Origin of the sequence: Priestia sp. YIM B13552 (assembly GCF_042787775.1) — a bacterium.
In the GTDB taxonomy this organism is placed as follows: Bacteria; Bacillota; Bacilli; order Bacillales; family Bacillaceae_H; genus Priestia; species Priestia megaterium_E.
In genome coordinates, this window is record NZ_JBHZOU010000003.1 from 735,941 (window position 1) to 753,044 (window position 17,104).

Below are 17,104 nucleotides of genomic sequence, written 5' to 3' on the forward strand. Positions count from 1 at the left end.
AATTTGCGCTCGCTTTTTAAGCTTTATTAAAAGTAATCTCATATTTTTTTACGCCAAAAACAAAAGGGCTGCCTATTGGCTTTAAAGACTGATTCTCAACTTTTAAAAACTCGCCTTTCTCTAGTAACTTAGTAAAAGCAATTTTCCCTTCCATTCTTGCTAGCGGTGCTCCTAAGCAAAAATGGATGCCGAATCCAAAGCTCACGTGAGGATTTGTTTTACGATGCACGACAAAAGTGTCAGGCCGTTCAAACTTAGCTGAATCTCTATTTGCACTTGCTGCCCAGCTAATTACCTGCTGCCCTTTTTTAATCTTACACTCTCCAAGTTCTACATCTTCAGCAGCTATGCGTCCAATCGCTTGAATAGGAGGATAATAGCGAAGCGTTTCTTCTACCAGGTTCGGAACTAGCGATATGTCTCGGCGAACTTCATTCTGCACGTCTACGTCTTCTGTCATATACCGAACTCCGTTCGTAATTAAGTTTGTGGTTGTCTCATTGCCTGCTACTAGCAATAAAATACAAAACCCCAGCACTTCCTCTTCTGTTAAATGCTCGCCGTCGATTTCTGCTTCTAAAAGAAGCGAAATGAGATCTTCTTGTTTATTTTGCTGACGCTCCGCGATAATTTCTTTAAAATACCCTTGTAAAAAAATCACGCCTTCATTACGCTTTTGCATCATTTTTGCAAAAGCTTCGTCTGAATTATTTTCAGCACCGCTCACTAAGTCATCGGAGTATTTTTTAAACAGTTCTCGGTCTTGGATTGGTACTCCTAGCAGCTCTGCTATTACAATAATCGGGAGTGGTCCAGCAAAGTCTTCTACTATATCAAACTTTTTTTTGCTGCTTACTTGATCTAATAAATAATCGGCAATCTCTTCAATATGACCCTCCAAGTGCTGAATAGCTCTTGGTGTAAAAGCTTTGTTTACTAAGTTTCGTAACTTTGTATGTTTTGGAGGGTCCATCATTAAAATACTTTCTTGGCGTTCTTCCATTGCTCGTTTGGATGAAAAAAGCGACGGGTTTTTTAAAATATACTTTACTGTTTCATAATCAAATACATCCCAGCAGTTTCGGCTTTCATCATAACGAATAGGTGCCTCTTGACGCAGACTGTTATAAATATCAAATGGGTAAAGCTGCTGTTCAACGGATTGGATTTCTTGCATAGGAATCAAGTTAGCATAGCGATTTTCTCTTTTTACTGCTTTTGAATTCATCTCGTATTCCTTCTTTCGTTTAAAAGTGACCTTGTTAAGTTTTTTAATCTTCTACAGATCAAAGAATTTTTTTCCATCTTTGTATCTTTTGATCAGACTATCACAAGGTTTTTTCACTTTCAACGGACACAATCAGAAAATTTTGTCAATTATACAGAAGACTTATTTTATTTAAGGTCTAAATCAGTGATTATTTTCCATTTTTTTAGTTCATTTATCGTGTTTCATAATAATCATAGAGATGGTTACACTACAAGTAAGTACGTAAGAAAGTAGGGATCTCATGTGATAGATGCCCTTATGTGGGGTGGTGTCTCAGGCTCAGCTGTATTAATTGGAGCTATTATAGCTATTTTTGTACCTTTAAAAAAACAGTTGACTGCTTATATTATGGCTTTTGGCACGGGCGTTTTGTTAGGAGCTGCTGCTTACGAGCTCATTCAAGATTCGGTAAAAGAAGCGGGAATCATTGCTTCTTCTTTAGGCTTTTTAACAGGCGCAGCACTTTTTACTCTTCTTGACATCTCCTTAGCTAAAAAAGGCGCTCACAAAAGAAAACGTTCGGACCACCTTGTCCCCGCTAGCTCGGGACTAGCCATTTTTATTGGTACCATTATGGATGCTATACCTGAGTCACTGATGATTGGCGCAAGTTTGATTGAACAGCACCACGTTAGCTGGCTGCTTGTTGTTTCTATTTTTATCAGCAATATACCCGAAGGAATCTCCGGGACAAGCGGACTGCTAAAAAGCCAATATAAGCAAAAGAAAATTTTTTCATTATGGCTTTCTGTCTTCTTTATATCGGCTCTTTGTTCTTGGATTGGATATCTATTTCTTCAAAATGCTACCCCAAACATGATGGGTTTTATTGCCTCATTCGCCGGTGGTGGAATTGTGGCAATGGTTGCTTCGACGATGTTGCCAGAAGCTTTTGAAGAAGGTGGTCCTGTTATTGGTTTTATTGCTTCATTAGGGTTATTAACTTCTATTATTTTGGATTATCTGTCTTTTTAGTGAATAAACTTATATTTTGTATGAAACAAAATATATAGGCCTTTCGTCTTTACAAGTAGATCTAAACAAAAGGAGTTACCATTATGAAAAAAATATATGCTTCTCTTACACTTTTCACAGTACTCACTTGCCTATCAGGGTGTGCTTATGCACCTCATAATAATCTGTCTGCCGAAAGAGTCTCTGCTTCTTCTATTCAACATACTTCTTCTTCAAAACATGAGGCTTCAGTAGAGGAAATTACAAATAAGCTTCCGGGACACGTTTATTTAAAAGGTATAGCCTTTCAAGATACACAAAAACCTTATTACTTAGCAATTAATTACGCTGCAATAAATAATAATCAGCATACGTTTGAAAAAAGCTGGACGTCTGTTAAAACCAAACGCATACTTTTACATAACGCAACCATCTTACTTTCTGCCGTACAAAATGCTGATAGCGTTCACTTTACTATTAATACGACTGTTCCTCAGACAATCACCATTACTCGAAAAGAGTTAACGGACTTCTACGGAATAGATCTTCGGAATTATAATGACGTGAAACAAGTATGGAAAGAAAAATTCGAAGGACAGCAAGAAAAAATCGAGGAATTTTATGATGCACATCCAATTACAGAAATGCAGTAAAAGCGGCCCATGGCCGCTTTTTAAAGTTGTTTTTTCATAAACACCTGCTCAAGTTTGATTCCTTCATCTGTATATAAATCTTGAAAACCAAATGATTTTAACATTTTCACGAGTAAGCTATTTCTTTTTTCAGGTACATTATATGTATTGTAAGCAATTGGTCCATACATATTAAAAATGGTTGCTAATAAAAAGCTCAGAACGTCCTCTGAATTTGAGATATGTTCCTTAACGCTTCCTTGATAAAAAGTAACGGAATTCACGATGCCTATGGAAGAAAAATTCTTTTGAAATAACAGATAGCCAACTTCTTCGTTTTTTTCATTCAACGCAATAAACGATTCTCCATCACGAATACAGTCAAATTGATTTTTCCACGGAACGTCGTATGTATAAAAGGGTAGGTTTTGAATATCTTTTGCAAGTCTTCGCTTTAACGAATACGTAAGCTGATTCTTCTTTTTAAGTAGAGAAGCGTGAAAACTACCTCTATGCTTTAGAAATAAAAGCATATCTACAATCTCATATCCGTATTTCTGATAAAGATGAATGGCTTTTTCATTCACTTTAAATGCTTCCAGACTGGCTTCCACTACTCCTTGCTGCTGGTATCTCTCAAGTGTAGATTTTAGTAAGCCTTCTCCAATTCCCATTTTTCGGTAAGGTAGGGCTACGCTTGTACCTCCATTCCAAGCATGTTTTTTTCCCTTGACCTTTTTTATTCCATTTAACATAATTCCAGCTGGTGTATTATTATAATAAGCCATAAAAGAATGGTCGACAGATAGCTGATCGAAACCAAATCTACAAGTGAATTGATCTAGTGACAGCTCAATCGGAAGATAATAATCTTCAAAACCCTTATTAAATGCTTCTAGCGCATCAGAAAAAGAACACTGGCTTAGAGGCTTAATTATAATCACGGGACATTCCTTCCTTTTGTAAAAAGATAGTAATAAATAATTAAAGTAAAAAAAGAAAACTGCTTCCAAAGCAGTTTTCTTTTTAACTTAAGGCAATTTACATTGTATTCGATGAAAAACGTAAAATTCCTTGTTTATAAAATCGATTTCTATTTAGCTGAATTAATTTGATCTTCATTCATTAGTTTTTTTACTTTCTCACGTTTGTTTACACCACTATAAAAATAATATCCTACATAGATAAAACATGCCGTCGGAACTAAAAAAGCGAGTTGAAGCGACCCTGTTAAGTCTGATACAAGTCCTTGAACGGCAGGAATAACAGCTCCTCCTACAATAGCCATAACTAGAATAGCTCCTGCGACTTCCGTATGCTGTTTTTCTTCTACTATTTCTAACGTTTCACTATAGATTGTTGCCCAGCATGGACCAAAAAGCATGCTTACAGCAACAGCTGCATATACAGCCATCGTACTGGATGCAAACGACGTATACGCAAGTAAAAGCGTACCAATGATTGAATAGATAACTAACACTTTTTTGGCTGAAAAACGTGTCATCAATAGATTAGCTACGAATTTCCCAACAAAAAAAGCAATAAAACTATAGATCATGAAATTTGATGCGCTTCGCTCATTAATTTCAGAATTAAGGTCTAAGGCCAATCTGATGGTAAATGACCATACAGCTACCTGCATCCCTACGTATAGAAATTGGGCTATGATACCTTTACGAAAACGCGAATTCCCCCCTAAATACTTTAGCGTTTTTATCAATTCGCTTTTTTGCCCTACCTCGGTCTTCTCTATTTGAGCTTTACATGAAGGATATTTCGTTATAAGAAAAAGTACCAGTACGGCAATAAGAACTAAAATCATATATTTATAAGGCTGCAGCGTATGCTGTAACATTTTAAGGCCAAAGATATGTGCTTCTTCCGAGCTCATTTTAGCAAGCTGATTATCAAGGCTTTCCCCTTCTTGAAATATTAAATACTTGCCAAGTACAATTCCTAAAAGAGATCCGATAGGGGTAAACGTCTGACTGATATTAAGGCGTAGCACTGCGGATTCCCTAGGTCCCATCATGGAGCTATACGTATTAGCTGATGTTTCAAGAAAACCTAAACCAATGGCGATTGCAAAAATTGCGCATAAAAACATAGAATAGGTAGCCATATGAGAAGCAGGAAAAAACAGTGAACAACCTATAATATAGAAGATTAGTCCTGTAATAACAGCCAGCTTATAATTTGTTTTCTTAATAATTAACGAAGCTGGAATAGCAATTAAAAAATATCCCCCGTAGAAAGCACTTTGCACAAAAGCCGTTGCAAAGTCGCTAAGAGTAAACACACTTTTAAACTGAGCAATTAAAATATCATTTAAACTCGCGGCTGCTCCCCAAAGTGGGAAAAGAATAGAAAGTAAAATAAATTGAAAGATAGGCGTTCGATTAAGATACCCATTAGGCATTTGAACTAAATTTTTATGTTTCATTGTAAAGCCTCCCTATTATCACTCATCATTTCTTTACAAATCCACTTGCTTCTGTGTTCACCTATGCTGTTAAAATACTCCTTGACATCTAAAGTAACGCGGCTGCTTCTTTGTCTACAATAACTGTGACGTTAGGATGTAACTGAAGAAGAGAAGAGGGACATCTTGTTGTAACATGTCCATGTAACGTTTGATAAACAGCCTCTGCTTTTTCATGACCACTGGCGATAAAGATAATGTGTCTTGCTTTTAAAATATCTCCTACTCCCATTGCTATTGCTTTTTTAGGGACATCTTCTATATTTGAAAAAAACCTAGCGTTGTCTCGTATCGTTTCTTTGGTTAACTTAGCAATATGTGTAGCCCCATGCAAGTAATCTTGAGGCTCGTTGAAACCAATGTGCCCATTCCTTCCAACTCCCAATATCTGTACGTCAATCCCGTTGGCTTTTATTAATTTCTCATTGTATTCTTTCACTGCTTGATCTTCGTTCTCAAATATACCTAAAGGAATATGCACCTGCTCTGCTTTGATATTTACGTACTTTAAAAAATTTTCCCATGTATAGTACGTGTAACTTTGGAAATGCTCTGGCTCCAAACCGATGTATTCATCTAAATTGAATGTTGTTACATTTGAAAAATCTACTTTTCCTTCCTCGTAGAACTGAATTAAATTTTTATACGTGCCTAGAGGTGTTCCTCCTGTGGAAAGGCCCAATACTAACTCTGGATTTCCTTTTATACATTTAGCCGCTTCAACAGCTGCCATGTAACTCATTTCCTCATAATTTTCTGTGCGTATAATCTTCATAAGAGGCACATCCTTCACCTTTTTGTAGTCTTTTTTTGTTAACGCTCTCATTTTTAGTTATCACTGTTTTATGTAAGTGAAGAGGAGAAACATTTCCTCCTCACTCCCTTATTTCCCACTTAATTTTGATTGATTAAACTCACTTGAAATTCTTTCAATTTCAGTAAATTGCTCATTGTTTAGTTGAATTTGGAACACTTCTGATATTACCTGAGTCCATCCATGTATGAAATAAATCCATCCGTTTTCAACATATAATGACTGCGTATCTTTTTGCGACAAGGCTTGATGCATAAACAACAAATCCCCTCGATAATTCAGTTCCCACACAAGACTATTGTGAGGAAATAGCGCCTCGTTGCTTAGCGGAGAGCCTGGTCGATCTTTTCCAAGCCCTGTTGCATTAATGACTAGAGAATAGGGCTTCAGTTTAGATAACACTTTATCATTTTTAAATGGCTCGTCTACTGTAAGATACTGAATAGGTACATCCGTAGACATTTCCGAGATAATTTTCTGCATTGAATCTAACCTCGGTTGGCTTCGGTTTGTTACATAGATAGCAGATGGCATGCCATTACGTTTTGCATCCTGGATTAGGTTTGAAGCAATGGCGATGGCACTTCCGCCAGCTCCCATAATAAGGACATCCCCCTTATGTTTGTTCCAATAATCTTTTGGAAGAAAACCCTCCATGGCTAACCCGCTAGAGATATGATCCTTAGCATGTCCAATCAGCTTTCCGTCTCCTTTGGAAATACTTGATAACTCTCCAAATAAAAGCGCATAAGGATCAAGCTCATCGAACAAGTCTTTTGCCGCATGATATAGATCAATTTTGTGTGTTGTGACCAATGCTCCCAGCGACAGAGGATCATTCTTTAAAAAAGTTACCACTTCACGGTACACTTCACGGTTTGCATGAATATCAATATCAATTCCTTTAATCTCCGCATCGATACAAAGAGATTTAGCCCATAAAGGAAATAGCTTCATGATAGAGGATTGTCCTGTTGTAACGCCAATAAAATAAAAGGTTGGTTTGGTTGCATTTACTAGATTTAACATAGTGTCCTCCTTGATTTTTCTAAACGCTTAAAGCTGCGAGCGGATTATCCAGAACTAAGGTACTAATGGTTTTATCTGAAATCCCACTTACTTTCAACTTTGGAATAAAGGTTTTAGTTAAGTAATCAATTCCTATTTCTCCCCCATATGCTTGCAGCCTCGCTCTGGTTGTATCCAGGCTAATTAAAAGAGATTCTTGAAAGCCACTATTCAACATGTGGTGAATTAACTCAATTTCTTTATCGTCGCTGTGATATTTAAAGCGTCCAATCGTATCGTACTCAAGGTAGACACCCGTTGCCGCTACTTCTTTATGCAACCCGTAGTCATGATGAGTACGATCGAGATGACAAAGAATTATTTTTTTAGCTGCTACCTGTTTATCCGTCAAAAATTGAATAATTTCAAACGGATCGGATTCTTTTTCAATATGAACCATAATTGGGACGTTTGTTAAAAGCGACGCTTCGGCAGCTGCCTCAAACTTCATTTGATAATAGGGAGTTAACCCCTTTTTATCGACGGCAGTTTTAATTAGCCCTGCCTTTGCATCAACTTTTTTAGTAGGCCTCTCTATTCCATTACCTACATACATTCCTTTTTGGATTTCAGAAACAAAAAGCGCTGTAAGGATTTCTGCTGATTCATTATGGATCCAATGATCTCGCCAATAGAACATGGATTTATGAAATCCTGTCGAAGCAACAATATGAACACCTGTTCGCTTAGAGACTCGTATCAGGTCCATTGCTATGCGCCCCGCGCCGATCGGCTGTGCGTCCACTACAAGAGAGCGCGCAGGCAGTTTCTTTACTTCACTTACTGTAACATCGACATTATCAATGCATAAATCTGAATTAGTACTCGCTGCATAACCTTTTTCAAGCATAAGGTGCTCATGCGGTTGAACATGTACAATTTCGTTTGAATCCACAAAGCCTAAAACAGTTTGTATACGACATGAATTTTTCATTATCTAATACCGCTAAGCGTCAATTTAGCCTGCTGCGCTTTACGCATCAACAAAGAGGCATATTCACGAATTTTTTGGGAATCAAGCGAATCCCCACCTGCTTTTGTTAAATTAGATCCTACTCCTACAGCGATTGCTCCCGCTTGAATCCAGTGCTCAATATTTGTTTCGTTAACGCCTCCAGTAGGCATAATATTAGCTTGAGGCAAAGGCCCTTTTACATTTTTAATATGAGCCGTTCCTGCTAAGTCTGCTGGGAATAATTTAAGGATTTCGCACCCTGCTTTAAGCGCAGTAACCATTTCTGTCATTGTAAAAGTTCCGGGCATAACAAGAGTTTGATATTGATGGCTTACCGTAATAATGTCCATGTCCAAGTGAGGAGTCACAACAAAATCTGCTCCTGCTTGAAGGGCACTAACCGCCGAATGAACATCCATGACGGTCCCCATTCCTATGTAAACGGACTGAGAGGCACATTCACTTTTTAATTGACGTAATACATCAATTGCATTTGGAACCGTCATCGTTAGTTCGATTGCCTGTATTCCGCCATCAATTGCAGCTCTAGCTGTCGTTAACACTTCCGCTTCTGTACCTCGTAAAACTGCCACAACACTACTTTTACAAATACCATTCATAACTTCACGTTTGCGTGACATGCTGGTTCCCTCCTTGCCCTTTTGAAATTTCTCGCTGAAAGAATTTAATTACGCTATGCGTTGACTGCAATGTCATACGCTCGATTGCCTCTTTACTGGCCGCTGCATTATGAGGGGTTAAAACAGCATTATCTAACTCTAGCAAAGGAGAATCTGTAGGAGGCTCAACGGAAAATACATCAATGCCCGCTCCTAGTATTTTTTCTTCTTTTAAAATATGAAAAAGATCAGTTTCATTTATGATTCCGCCTCTTGCGGTATTAATGAGAATTGCCTCTTTCTTCATCTTCTTCATCATTTGATAGTTTAGAAGGTTGGTTGTTTCAGGCACAAGAGGCATATGAACAGATACAACATCGCTTTTTTTTAACAATTCATTTATGTGGACGTAGGTTGCACCATATTCAGCAGCTGCCTGCTCATCTTGAAAAACGTCATAAACGAGTATGTCCATTTGAAATCCTTTAGCACGGCGGGCAACAGCCTTTCCTATTGCACCGAACCCTAAAATACCTAGCGTTTTCCCATAAAGTTCAACCCCTACGTTTTTTGTCCACTGTCCTTTTCTGAGCCTTTGGGAAGATAGTGAAATTTGTCTGGCTACAGACAGCATTAAACCAAACGCGTAGTCTGCAACAGCTTCATGATTCACACCGGGAGTATTCACGACCACAATTCCTTTTTGCGTTGCATATTCTTTAGGAATATTATCAGTACCTGCTCCGTATTTTGCTATAATTTTAAGCTCCGAAGCATGGTTTAAAACTTCTTTGCTAAGATGGTCAGTTCCTATGATTAATGCTTGTACATCTTGTATGAGCTCTATAAACCTAGATTCAGAAATAGGGCCGACCTCCCTTATCACCTCAAACTCCTCTTCGCGCCATTTATTCATAATGTCTTCTGTAAACATCCCATATGACCGAGGGGTAATTAATACTTTAAACATTTGGTTTTCTCCTTTTTTGTTATTTTACCGCTTGTATATAGCGAGGGTTTTCAATATATGTTGGCTTGTCGTTTTGTTCAACTAACGTTTTTACAAATCCTTCTGTTTCAATACCTCCGTAATCATGGCCTGCATCTCCGGGGTAAGCTGCAAAAAACACAAAAGGTTCTTCCCCCGTATTAACAGTGCGGTGAGCCCATTCTGGTGCCACATATGCTACTGTTCCCGGCACCATTTCTAGGCTAGAAAACTCTCCGTCTTTTGTTTGCATTAGCAGCTCACCTTTTCCTTTAAGGCAAAAATAAATTTCAGCCCTATCTAATACTTCGTGATAATGTCCCTTGGTCATAAAATACTCTTTTCCTACTTTACCTGGATGCAAAATAGTTACGCAATGCTGAATGTGAGGCATTGTCTCTGGAACTACTACATTATAAACCTCGTAAATAAGCGGATTTTTCTTAAGTTGATTTTCAAATTCTCCCTCGTCTAAGTACATGCCTTTCATATCCGATAAATGTCGAATAATGACTTTTCCTTCTGGATTTAATTTACCTGTTTCAAAATCTAATTGTGTAGCAAAAGGTTGAAATAATGTACTCATTTATCATGCATCTCCTCTATTTTCAATTAAAAACTTTTAGCTTTTGGTAAACTGGTTTTAGCTGTTCATACGTTTCATTAAATACCGAAAAAAACTCTTGATACTGTTCTTGAATATCTGGCTGCGGATGGTGAATACCTACTCTCTTCACCCATTTTTTAGCCTCTTTAAAATTATCCACTACCCCTACTCCAACGGCTCCAGCCATCGCTGCCCCCATAGATGTGGCTTCATCTAAATAGTTAGGCACATACACATCAAGCCCGTAAATATCTGCTAGAATTTGACGCCATAAAGTGCTTTTTGCTCCGCCGCCTAATACCCACATCCGGTCAATTGGTGCTCCTTCTTTTTGAAAAGTATCAAGTACAATTTTCAAGTTATATGCCACTCCTTCCATGACGGAACGGGCAATGTCTCCTCTTGTATGAGTAATGGACAAACCAGCAAAAGCTCCCCTAGCATCCGGATTCCATCTCGGTGAGCGTTCTCCCATTAAGTAAGGTAAATAAATTAGCCCTTTTGACGTAGGGGGCGATTGTTCGGCTTCACTATTCATAAGTTCATAGCTTTTGTTGGAATTTTGATAAAGTAACTCTGTAATCCATTGCATAGATCCCCCACCGCACTGCATTGTTCCATTAGGAGAATATTTAGTAGAATCAAGGTGAACCCATGTATACGTTTTCATTTCAGGATCGAAAATAGGCTTGTTTGATGCCGTTGCAATCCATGAAGAAGAGCCAATGTAATTAAAAGCTTCTCCTTCATCTATAACGCCCACGCCGGCAGCTGCACAAACTCCATCGCCTCCCCCTATTACAACAGGAGTTCCTTGAAGTAAGCCTGTTTCGGCTGCTGCCTTAGCTGTTACTGACCCTACTACATCAGTAGAAGCATACAAATCTGGAAAAAGCTCCGGCTCAATTTTCCACGTATTTAAAATGTCACGAGACCATACTTTATTTATTAAATCAAAACAGTTAGTTCCGCATGCATCTGAATAATCGGTTGCAAATATACCTGTTAGTTTATAAACAAGGTAATCTTTCGCTTGTAAGATTTTATATGCTTTTTTAAAGCGTTCCGGCTCATTTTCCTTGACCCATTTAATCTTTGCTCCAGAATATGATGAGCTAATGCGATGTCCTGTGATTTCATAAACATTTTTCATACCTATTTCATTCTCAAACCGCCGAGCCTGATCGGCCGCCCGCATATCTGCCCATATAATGGAATTACCAAGAGGGGTTCCCTCTCGATCTACAAGCAAGCAGCCGAGCATTTGCCCGCTGAAACTCACAGCAGAAATTTCTTCGCGTTTCACTCCACTTTGCTCAAGCAAAATTTTTGTTGTTTCACAAACGGCTTCCCACCAGTCTGATGGATTTTGTTCAGCCCATCCAGCTTTAGGATAGAAGGTTTTATATTTATGGAGCGTACTGTTAACCAACGTTCCGTCAGTCTTATATAAGGTTGCTTTATTTCCCGTTGTTCCGATATCATGAGCAATAATATATCCATTACTCATACCCATCCCTCCTTCAATCGCTCATAGACTAAATCTATCATCTTGTAATTATGTAATTACCAGTTAGCGCAGAGAAATGAACAAGTTAAAAAACTCGTTCAGCTTTCTTATATTCTTTCGTATTTTACCTCTACTGTAAACTTGTTTAAATCTCCACGGTAACGCCCTATAGAATACTCAAAAGGCTGAGAATCTTTTTGAAACGCCGTTGTTTTTGTAATTTGAACAGCAGACATCGGAGGAATATTTAAAGCGCCAGCGTCCTCACTCGTAGCATTAACAGCCTCTATTACACGCTTAGCATGACTGATATGAAATCCATATTTTGATTCAAGCGTCTTGTACAAAGACTGAACCTCTAAATCTTCATCAAGCAGACCCGATGCAAGAGATGCTGGAATATAGGTCGTTACAAGGACGTATGGATCTTCTTCAATATACCTTAGTCGATCAATTCGGTAAAAGAACTGATATTTATCTCCAAAAATCTCTTGAAGAGTGGACGTTTTTTCAACAATCTCTTTATTTAACACTTTTGTGTCAAAGGAAAGTCCTTTACGCTCCATTTCATCTCCAAAACTACTCAAACTTTCCAAAAACATTTGGTCAATCTTCTTTGGTGCAACGAAGGTTCCTCTACCGTGCTCTCTTCTCAAAAAACCTTCAGCCACCAGTTCATTTAAAGCCTGCCTTACAGGTGTTCTACTTATCCCATAAGTATCAATTAGTTCTCGTTCAGAAGGAATTAATTCATCCGGCTTATAAATTCCTTTTTCAATTTTTTCTTTAAGTACTTCTTTCAGCTGAAAGTATAGAGGCAAAGGTCTATTTTTTTCTACCACTATTTTATTCGTATTGTCTATCACAATGCACCTCTTCTAAAATTTATTTCTTTTCTCCATTGTAAGACAAATGAATTAAAAAATAAATTTTATTTACACTTACAACTCATAATGATGTAATTACCAGTTGAATAATCTTATTAAATCACTATAAGGAAATGCTGTCAATAAAATTCTGAATTTTTTATAACATTTTATTAAAAAAAGAAAGAGACCTACCGTTTGAACACCCCCTGTCTCTTCCTTTTCTTTTAACACTCTATTCTATTGTTTTTTAACCTCTACATCCGACGCTTTCACAAACGCATAGCGGTGATTAAAATAAATTTGATAATATTCGTCTTTTCCAACAATCATTTTGTGATCGTTTGGGTTTGTTGTAAAAGTTGGGGCATAGTAATAGTCACTCCTTACTTTTTCTACCCCCACGTACACCTGCTCCGGAGAGATTGTATACTGAAGCGGGACCATGCCTTTAACCGGTATATTAGAAGGATAGGCTGAAGCTTCCGGGAAAGCTCCTCCGTACACTTGAATGCTTTCTTTTCCTGGTTTTGGCGTTAATAATATGCCTGTACCTTTACTTGTATTTTTATGATGGGGATTATAAAACCACGCTTTTTGCCCTCCGTACCAAATCGCTGTCCATTCTCCTTTTGTCTCAGCTACTGCATACGTTTGGCCAGTTACAGCTTTGCTTCCCCAGTCTAACGTTTGTTTCGTTCCAGGCCCTGAAGCTGCAGGCTCATTCAGTAGCGGTGAATCATTGCTGGGAGCTTGATGCAAATACACAAAGTTGGCCGGCTGCTTTGGTGCATCTGATACTTCTGGCTGATTGTTTTGAAAGACTGGATTAATCGTAACGGCTAGTTTGTTTGTATGCTGGCGCTCGATTGGGCTTCCTACTAAATCCATGTAGTGCCCCCAATCCCAAAACGGCCCAGGATCTGAGTGCATACCTGATTGAGCTTTAGGAGACAAACCCGGCACCTCATCATGACCAATAATATGAGCTCGGTCTAACGGAATATTATTGGTCATGATGAGGTGGCGTACGAGTCTTGCCGAAGAACGGTACATTTCTTCCGTAAACCACGTGGATCCTTCAAGCGCAAACCCTTCATGCTCGATTCCAATACTGTGTGTATTAAAATACCAGTTTCCTGCATGCCATGCTACGTCTTTGTTATTGATCATCTGTGCGATGTGACCATCACTTGAACGGATTACATAGTTTGCAGCGGCTCTATTAGGGTTAGCAAACAAATCAATCGTTCCATCATAACTTACTTCTGTATCATGAATAACAATATAGCGAACATCTGATTTTTGGCGATTTGCAATATCATAGTTTCCATAATCTGAAGGACTTTCGCTGAATTTCCCGTAAAAAGCAGGGATGTATTCACATTTTAAAGATGCCGGACAATCCGCTTTATTCGTATTGGTATTTTCAGCATGAGGAATCGACATATCTATATTTTGAGGGGGAATTTTAAGATGCTGTCCGTCTGACGTTGTATGCTCTGCTCCTTTTTCCAACGTTTCATATACATCATCGGCAAATACTTGAGCGTTTTCTTTATCCTGAGAAGAACTGTAAGCTGCGACTGCTTCGTACCATTTTTGATCAGTGGACGGTACATTTCCGTTTTTGTCTTTTGCAATAAAAGCCAGCACAGCAGCGCCACCGCGAATATTTTGCACAGGATCTTTTTTTAATCTTTCTTTATCGGACTTAAGCAGCTTAGCAGCTAAGGTGAGCGTTTGCTGTTTATCATATGCTGGTTTTGAAGGCGAAGCTCCGTTTCCTTTTCCATCTTCTAAAGAAGGGATGTCTGTTAAATGCATAAGACCGTATCCCCCGGCTGCACTGGGTTCTCCGTTATGATTTTCCCAGCGCGACTTGTTGTAGGAAATTGCTTTTAAAAGCGAAGCTGGCACACCAAATTCTTTAGATGCTTGTGCAAATGCTCGCTCCAAAGAATCTGACTGATTCTCTGCAGCCAAAGCGACTACAGGCTTTTGCAGCATATGAAGGGGCATATAAGCTGTACATATGACACCAGCCGTAAGCATGGCTACCCCTATCTTATTTAGTTTTAATCTTATTTTTAGTTTCAAACGTATTCCTCCCCCGTAAAGTATGTAAATGAGGTCAATAAAGACATAATATGAATTTACCTCGTTCTCAACCATTTCGTCTTCTTTCTTTCTATTCCCTTGAGACAATAGTCTAGAAGATTCGACAGAGTTACTAGGAGGAAAGATGTGGTACGAGGAAAAAATCATAAAAATCATCCCTCTTCTTTAAAGCTGCGCTCTCAAAAATGGTTGAGTACAACAGCGGTCCATTCATCCCTTTTGCTGCCTTTTTAATAAAGCAGCAATATTGTAGATAATGACATTCCTTCTATAATTAAACTATTACTAAACCAAATTTCTTAATTTACCAGTTTTTTAACAGACTGTACGTTCGACATTTTAGTAACTTTTCACCATAGTTAACCATGGAAAAGGTTGCTATTATTAAAGACAAGAGAATGTTTACATATGATTGAACGCAGCAAGAACTGCTCTTGAAAGGAGATACCTTATGAGAGGACACAGCATTCCAGCAATTAAGTTGAATGAAGAAGAAAAAGAAAAATTAGAAGAACTTATTGAACACTATAATTTAAAACGAACGTCTCTCATTCGAAAATTTATTATGGATGGAAAAGTTAAGCCTCCTTTAATCGGCAAAGAAGCAGGTGTGGAACTATTGGTTAACCTGCGAAAAATTGAGTCTGAACTAAGCCGGCTAAGCAATAATATGCATCAAATTGCAAAGTACTTACATAAACCAAAAGATAAGCAAAACCATTCACAGAACCTTGAAGACATCCTATTAGAAATGATGAAAAAACAAAAACATGTACAAGAAGATGTAGAGACTATTTCAGAGCAGCTTAGCGATCATTTATACGTTAAATAGAGAAAAAACGCTCTTTTCATTTCAGAAAAGAGCGTTTTTTATAAAGAAGTAGGGATTTAAATGCTTTTTTTCATGCCGCACTTTACGCATGTACGAATAAAAATAAAGTCTTTTACTAAGCTTTTAAATTTCACATGTCCACAGTTATCGCATCTGCCTGCAACTTTATCCGGAAACTCCTCATATACATATACTTTTGTTAAATCAATCGCTTCTTGTTGCTCTTCCATTTCCATCACACCTTTATGCATCTTTACGATTCAGCTCTTTATATTCTATCAAAAATAAGTAAAATTACTAGGGTGAAAGCTTCAAAAAACAAGAAGGTTTTTTCACTATTTTGTTATCCTTTCAGCTTTGTACCACCAATTTTCTCTATCTAAAAATGCTTTTACATTCAGTATTTTTTTATCGCGAAGGGTAATGATGGCTACCGCAGCTCCTTCTTTGGAAAAGGTTATAGCTGTTTCTAATTTCTCTTTTGTCACAAACACTTTTAATGTTTCCATATTCTCTTTTGTTAATTCCGCAGTTGTGATGGTTTCTCCTTCAATGATTGTATCTTTTTTTTCAATAAAATGTTGTCCATCCATCACCCAGGCTGCACGCGTTTCACCATAAACTTGAAAGAAGGTATTCTTTTTTAAATAACCTGTTCTCTCCGACATATTTGCATCCTTATACGTCTCCGTATCCTCGGTTGTTTTTATCCATAAAGGTTTATATAAAAAAGTAGGCTTTGGAAAACCTTCCTCGTCAGAATCTCCCACAGGATTTGTAGATTTAGACTCCAGGTTTAAAAACTGCGCAACCCCTTTTGCATATGCCACCCCCATATCTTTTAGAAATTGAGGATTTTTTAAGAGCTTTGCATCATGTTCTGTATCAATAAACCCGATTTCAGTTAGTACAGACGGCATATAGGAACGTCTTAACACACTATGATTAGCCAATTTCCTGCCTCGGTTAAAGTGATTGTATTTAGTGAGAACAAATTTCACATGATCGTGAATATCGTTTCGTAACACAATGGTTTGGTTATTTATATTTTTGCTATAAATAAAATCTTCATATCCCGTTTCGCCACCCGAATTTATATGAATAGATAAGTATACATCAGCACCCCACGCATTGGCTTTGTTGACCCGTTCATTTAATGACAAAAACACATCGGTTGTACGTGTTGTACAAAGAGAAAATCCTTGATAGTGAGTAGAAAGAAAAGAGATGATGTACTGTTGAACAGCTAACACTAAGTCTTTTTCATATAACCCGCTGGCGACAGCCCCTAGATCTGCCCCTCCGTGACCTGCATCTAAATAAATTTTTTTCATATAACCTGTCTCCTCCTTATCCGTAGCATATGCATGAATAAGCGAAGACGT

General features: G+C 37.9%; 17 protein-coding genes. 3 read left to right on the forward strand and 14 right to left on the reverse strand.

What is annotated here, in order from left to right; translation table 11 throughout:
* Positions 1-16 precede the first annotated feature (16 nt).
* Positions 17-1,228 (reverse strand): cytochrome P450, encoded by a 1,212-nt coding sequence (locus ACFX40_RS15870; RefSeq protein WP_028408735.1) that lies wholly within the window; start codon positions 1,226-1,228, stop codon positions 17-19.
* 285 nt (positions 1,229-1,513) lie between these two features.
* Between ACFX40_RS15870 and ACFX40_RS15875 the strand changes: the two genes are divergently transcribed.
* Both ACFX40_RS15875 and ACFX40_RS15880 read left to right on the forward strand, forming a co-directional pair.
* The gene (locus ACFX40_RS15875; RefSeq protein WP_028408736.1) at positions 1,514-2,245 is read left to right on the forward strand and encodes a ZIP family metal transporter; all 732 of its coding nucleotides are present in this window, start codon (positions 1,514-1,516) and stop codon (positions 2,243-2,245) included.
* Between the two features lie 83 nt (positions 2,246-2,328).
* Positions 2,329-2,877: a DUF4825 domain-containing protein gene (locus ACFX40_RS15880; protein ID WP_263034250.1), complete on the forward strand. Its 549-nt coding sequence runs from the start codon at positions 2,329-2,331 to the stop codon at positions 2,875-2,877.
* 20 nt (positions 2,878-2,897) lie between these two features.
* Here ACFX40_RS15880 and ACFX40_RS15885 read toward each other — a convergent pair whose 3' ends face one another.
* From ACFX40_RS15885 to ACFX40_RS15935, 11 genes are all read right to left on the reverse strand, one after another.
* Entirely contained in the window at positions 2,898-3,800 is a 903-nt protein-coding gene (locus tag ACFX40_RS15885) for a GNAT family N-acetyltransferase (RefSeq protein ID WP_263034251.1), read from the reverse strand.
* Positions 3,801-3,949: 149 nt separating this feature from the next.
* Complete coding sequence (gene fucP / locus ACFX40_RS15890; RefSeq protein WP_060747367.1) at positions 3,950-5,299, reverse strand: L-fucose:H+ symporter permease; 1,350 nt, start codon at positions 5,297-5,299, stop codon at positions 3,950-3,952.
* Positions 5,300-5,387: 88 nt separating this feature from the next.
* Positions 5,388-6,113 carry a glucosamine-6-phosphate deaminase gene (gene nagB, locus ACFX40_RS15895; RefSeq protein ID WP_377255544.1) on the reverse strand — a complete coding sequence of 242 codons (726 nt, stop codon included), beginning with the start codon at positions 6,111-6,113 and terminating at the stop codon, positions 5,388-5,390.
* Between the two features lie 108 nt (positions 6,114-6,221).
* Positions 6,222-7,181 (reverse strand): shikimate dehydrogenase family protein, encoded by a 960-nt coding sequence (locus ACFX40_RS15900; protein ID WP_377255547.1) that lies wholly within the window; start codon positions 7,179-7,181, stop codon positions 6,222-6,224.
* A 19-nt stretch (positions 7,182-7,200) separates the two neighbouring features.
* A complete protein-coding gene (locus ACFX40_RS15905; protein WP_377255550.1) occupies positions 7,201-8,154 on the reverse strand; it encodes a phosphotriesterase family protein in 954 nt (317 codons plus the stop codon).
* Positions 8,154-8,816: a bifunctional 4-hydroxy-2-oxoglutarate aldolase/2-dehydro-3-deoxy-phosphogluconate aldolase gene (locus ACFX40_RS15910; protein WP_098525136.1), complete on the reverse strand. Its 663-nt coding sequence runs from the start codon at positions 8,814-8,816 to the stop codon at positions 8,154-8,156. Before ACFX40_RS15910 ends, ACFX40_RS15905 begins: the two co-directional genes overlap by 1 nt.
* Positions 8,800-9,765: a phosphoglycerate dehydrogenase gene (locus tag ACFX40_RS15915; RefSeq protein ID WP_098525137.1), complete on the reverse strand. Its 966-nt coding sequence runs from the start codon at positions 9,763-9,765 to the stop codon at positions 8,800-8,802. Before ACFX40_RS15915 ends, ACFX40_RS15910 begins: the two co-directional genes overlap by 17 nt.
* A 19-nt stretch (positions 9,766-9,784) precedes the next feature.
* A complete protein-coding gene (locus ACFX40_RS15920; RefSeq protein ID WP_377255553.1) occupies positions 9,785-10,369 on the reverse strand; it encodes a glucose-6-phosphate isomerase family protein in 585 nt (194 codons plus the stop codon).
* A 22-nt stretch (positions 10,370-10,391) separates the two neighbouring features.
* Complete coding sequence (gene xylB, locus ACFX40_RS15925; RefSeq protein ID WP_377255555.1) at positions 10,392-11,900, reverse strand: xylulokinase; 1,509 nt, start codon at positions 11,898-11,900, stop codon at positions 10,392-10,394.
* A gap of 107 nt (positions 11,901-12,007) precedes the next feature.
* Complete coding sequence (locus ACFX40_RS15930; protein ID WP_098658466.1) at positions 12,008-12,766, reverse strand: GntR family transcriptional regulator; 759 nt, start codon at positions 12,764-12,766, stop codon at positions 12,008-12,010.
* Between the two features lie 240 nt (positions 12,767-13,006).
* Positions 13,007-14,866 (reverse strand): N-acetylmuramoyl-L-alanine amidase, encoded by a 1,860-nt coding sequence (locus ACFX40_RS15935; protein ID WP_377255558.1) that lies wholly within the window; start codon positions 14,864-14,866, stop codon positions 13,007-13,009.
* Positions 14,867-15,338: 472 nt separating this feature from the next.
* Between ACFX40_RS15935 and ACFX40_RS15940 the strand changes: the two genes are divergently transcribed.
* Positions 15,339-15,719, forward strand: coding sequence for a plasmid mobilization protein (locus tag ACFX40_RS15940; protein ID WP_028408740.1), 381 nt, complete (start codon positions 15,339-15,341; stop codon positions 15,717-15,719).
* Between the two features lie 56 nt (positions 15,720-15,775).
* Here the strand turns inward: ACFX40_RS15940 and ACFX40_RS15945 are convergent, their stop codons facing one another.
* Entirely contained in the window at positions 15,776-15,955 is a 180-nt protein-coding gene (locus ACFX40_RS15945; RefSeq protein ID WP_263034690.1) for a DUF8096 family protein, read from the reverse strand.
* Between the two features lie 99 nt (positions 15,956-16,054).
* Complete coding sequence (locus tag ACFX40_RS15950) at positions 16,055-17,053, reverse strand: N-acetylmuramoyl-L-alanine amidase family protein (RefSeq protein ID WP_263034253.1); 999 nt, start codon at positions 17,051-17,053, stop codon at positions 16,055-16,057.
* Between the last annotated feature and the right edge of the window lie 51 nt (positions 17,054-17,104).

Coding starts and splice junctions, on each gene's coding strand:
- ACFX40_RS15910 (WP_098525136.1), bottom strand. CDS start 8,816: ATGTCACGCAAACGTGAAGTTATGAATGGTATTTGTAAAAGTAGTGTT.
- ACFX40_RS15900 (WP_377255547.1), bottom strand. CDS start 7,181: ATGTTAAATCTAGTAAATGCAACCAAACCAACCTTTTATTTTATTGGC.
- ACFX40_RS15915 (WP_098525137.1), bottom strand. CDS start 9,765: ATGTTTAAAGTATTAATTACCCCTCGGTCATATGGGATGTTTACAGAA.
- ACFX40_RS15940 (WP_028408740.1), top strand. CDS start 15,339: ATGAGAGGACACAGCATTCCAGCAATTAAGTTGAATGAAGAAGAAAAA.
- ACFX40_RS15920 (WP_377255553.1), bottom strand. CDS start 10,369: ATGAGTACATTATTTCAACCTTTTGCTACACAATTAGATTTTGAAACA.
- ACFX40_RS15945 (WP_263034690.1), bottom strand. CDS start 15,955: ATGGAAATGGAAGAGCAACAAGAAGCGATTGATTTAACAAAAGTATAT.
- xylB (WP_377255555.1), bottom strand. CDS start 11,900: ATGAGTAATGGATATATTATTGCTCATGATATCGGAACAACGGGAAAT.
- ACFX40_RS15880 (WP_263034250.1), top strand. CDS start 2,329: ATGAAAAAAATATATGCTTCTCTTACACTTTTCACAGTACTCACTTGC.
- ACFX40_RS15950 (WP_263034253.1), bottom strand. CDS start 17,053: ATGAAAAAAATTTATTTAGATGCAGGTCACGGAGGGGCAGATCTAGGG.
- fucP (WP_060747367.1), bottom strand. CDS start 5,299: ATGAAACATAAAAATTTAGTTCAAATGCCTAATGGGTATCTTAATCGA.
- nagB (WP_377255544.1), bottom strand. CDS start 6,113: ATGAAGATTATACGCACAGAAAATTATGAGGAAATGAGTTACATGGCA.
- ACFX40_RS15870 (WP_028408735.1), bottom strand. CDS start 1,228: ATGAATTCAAAAGCAGTAAAAAGAGAAAATCGCTATGCTAACTTGATT.
- ACFX40_RS15905 (WP_377255550.1), bottom strand. CDS start 8,154: ATGAAAAATTCATGTCGTATACAAACTGTTTTAGGCTTTGTGGATTCA.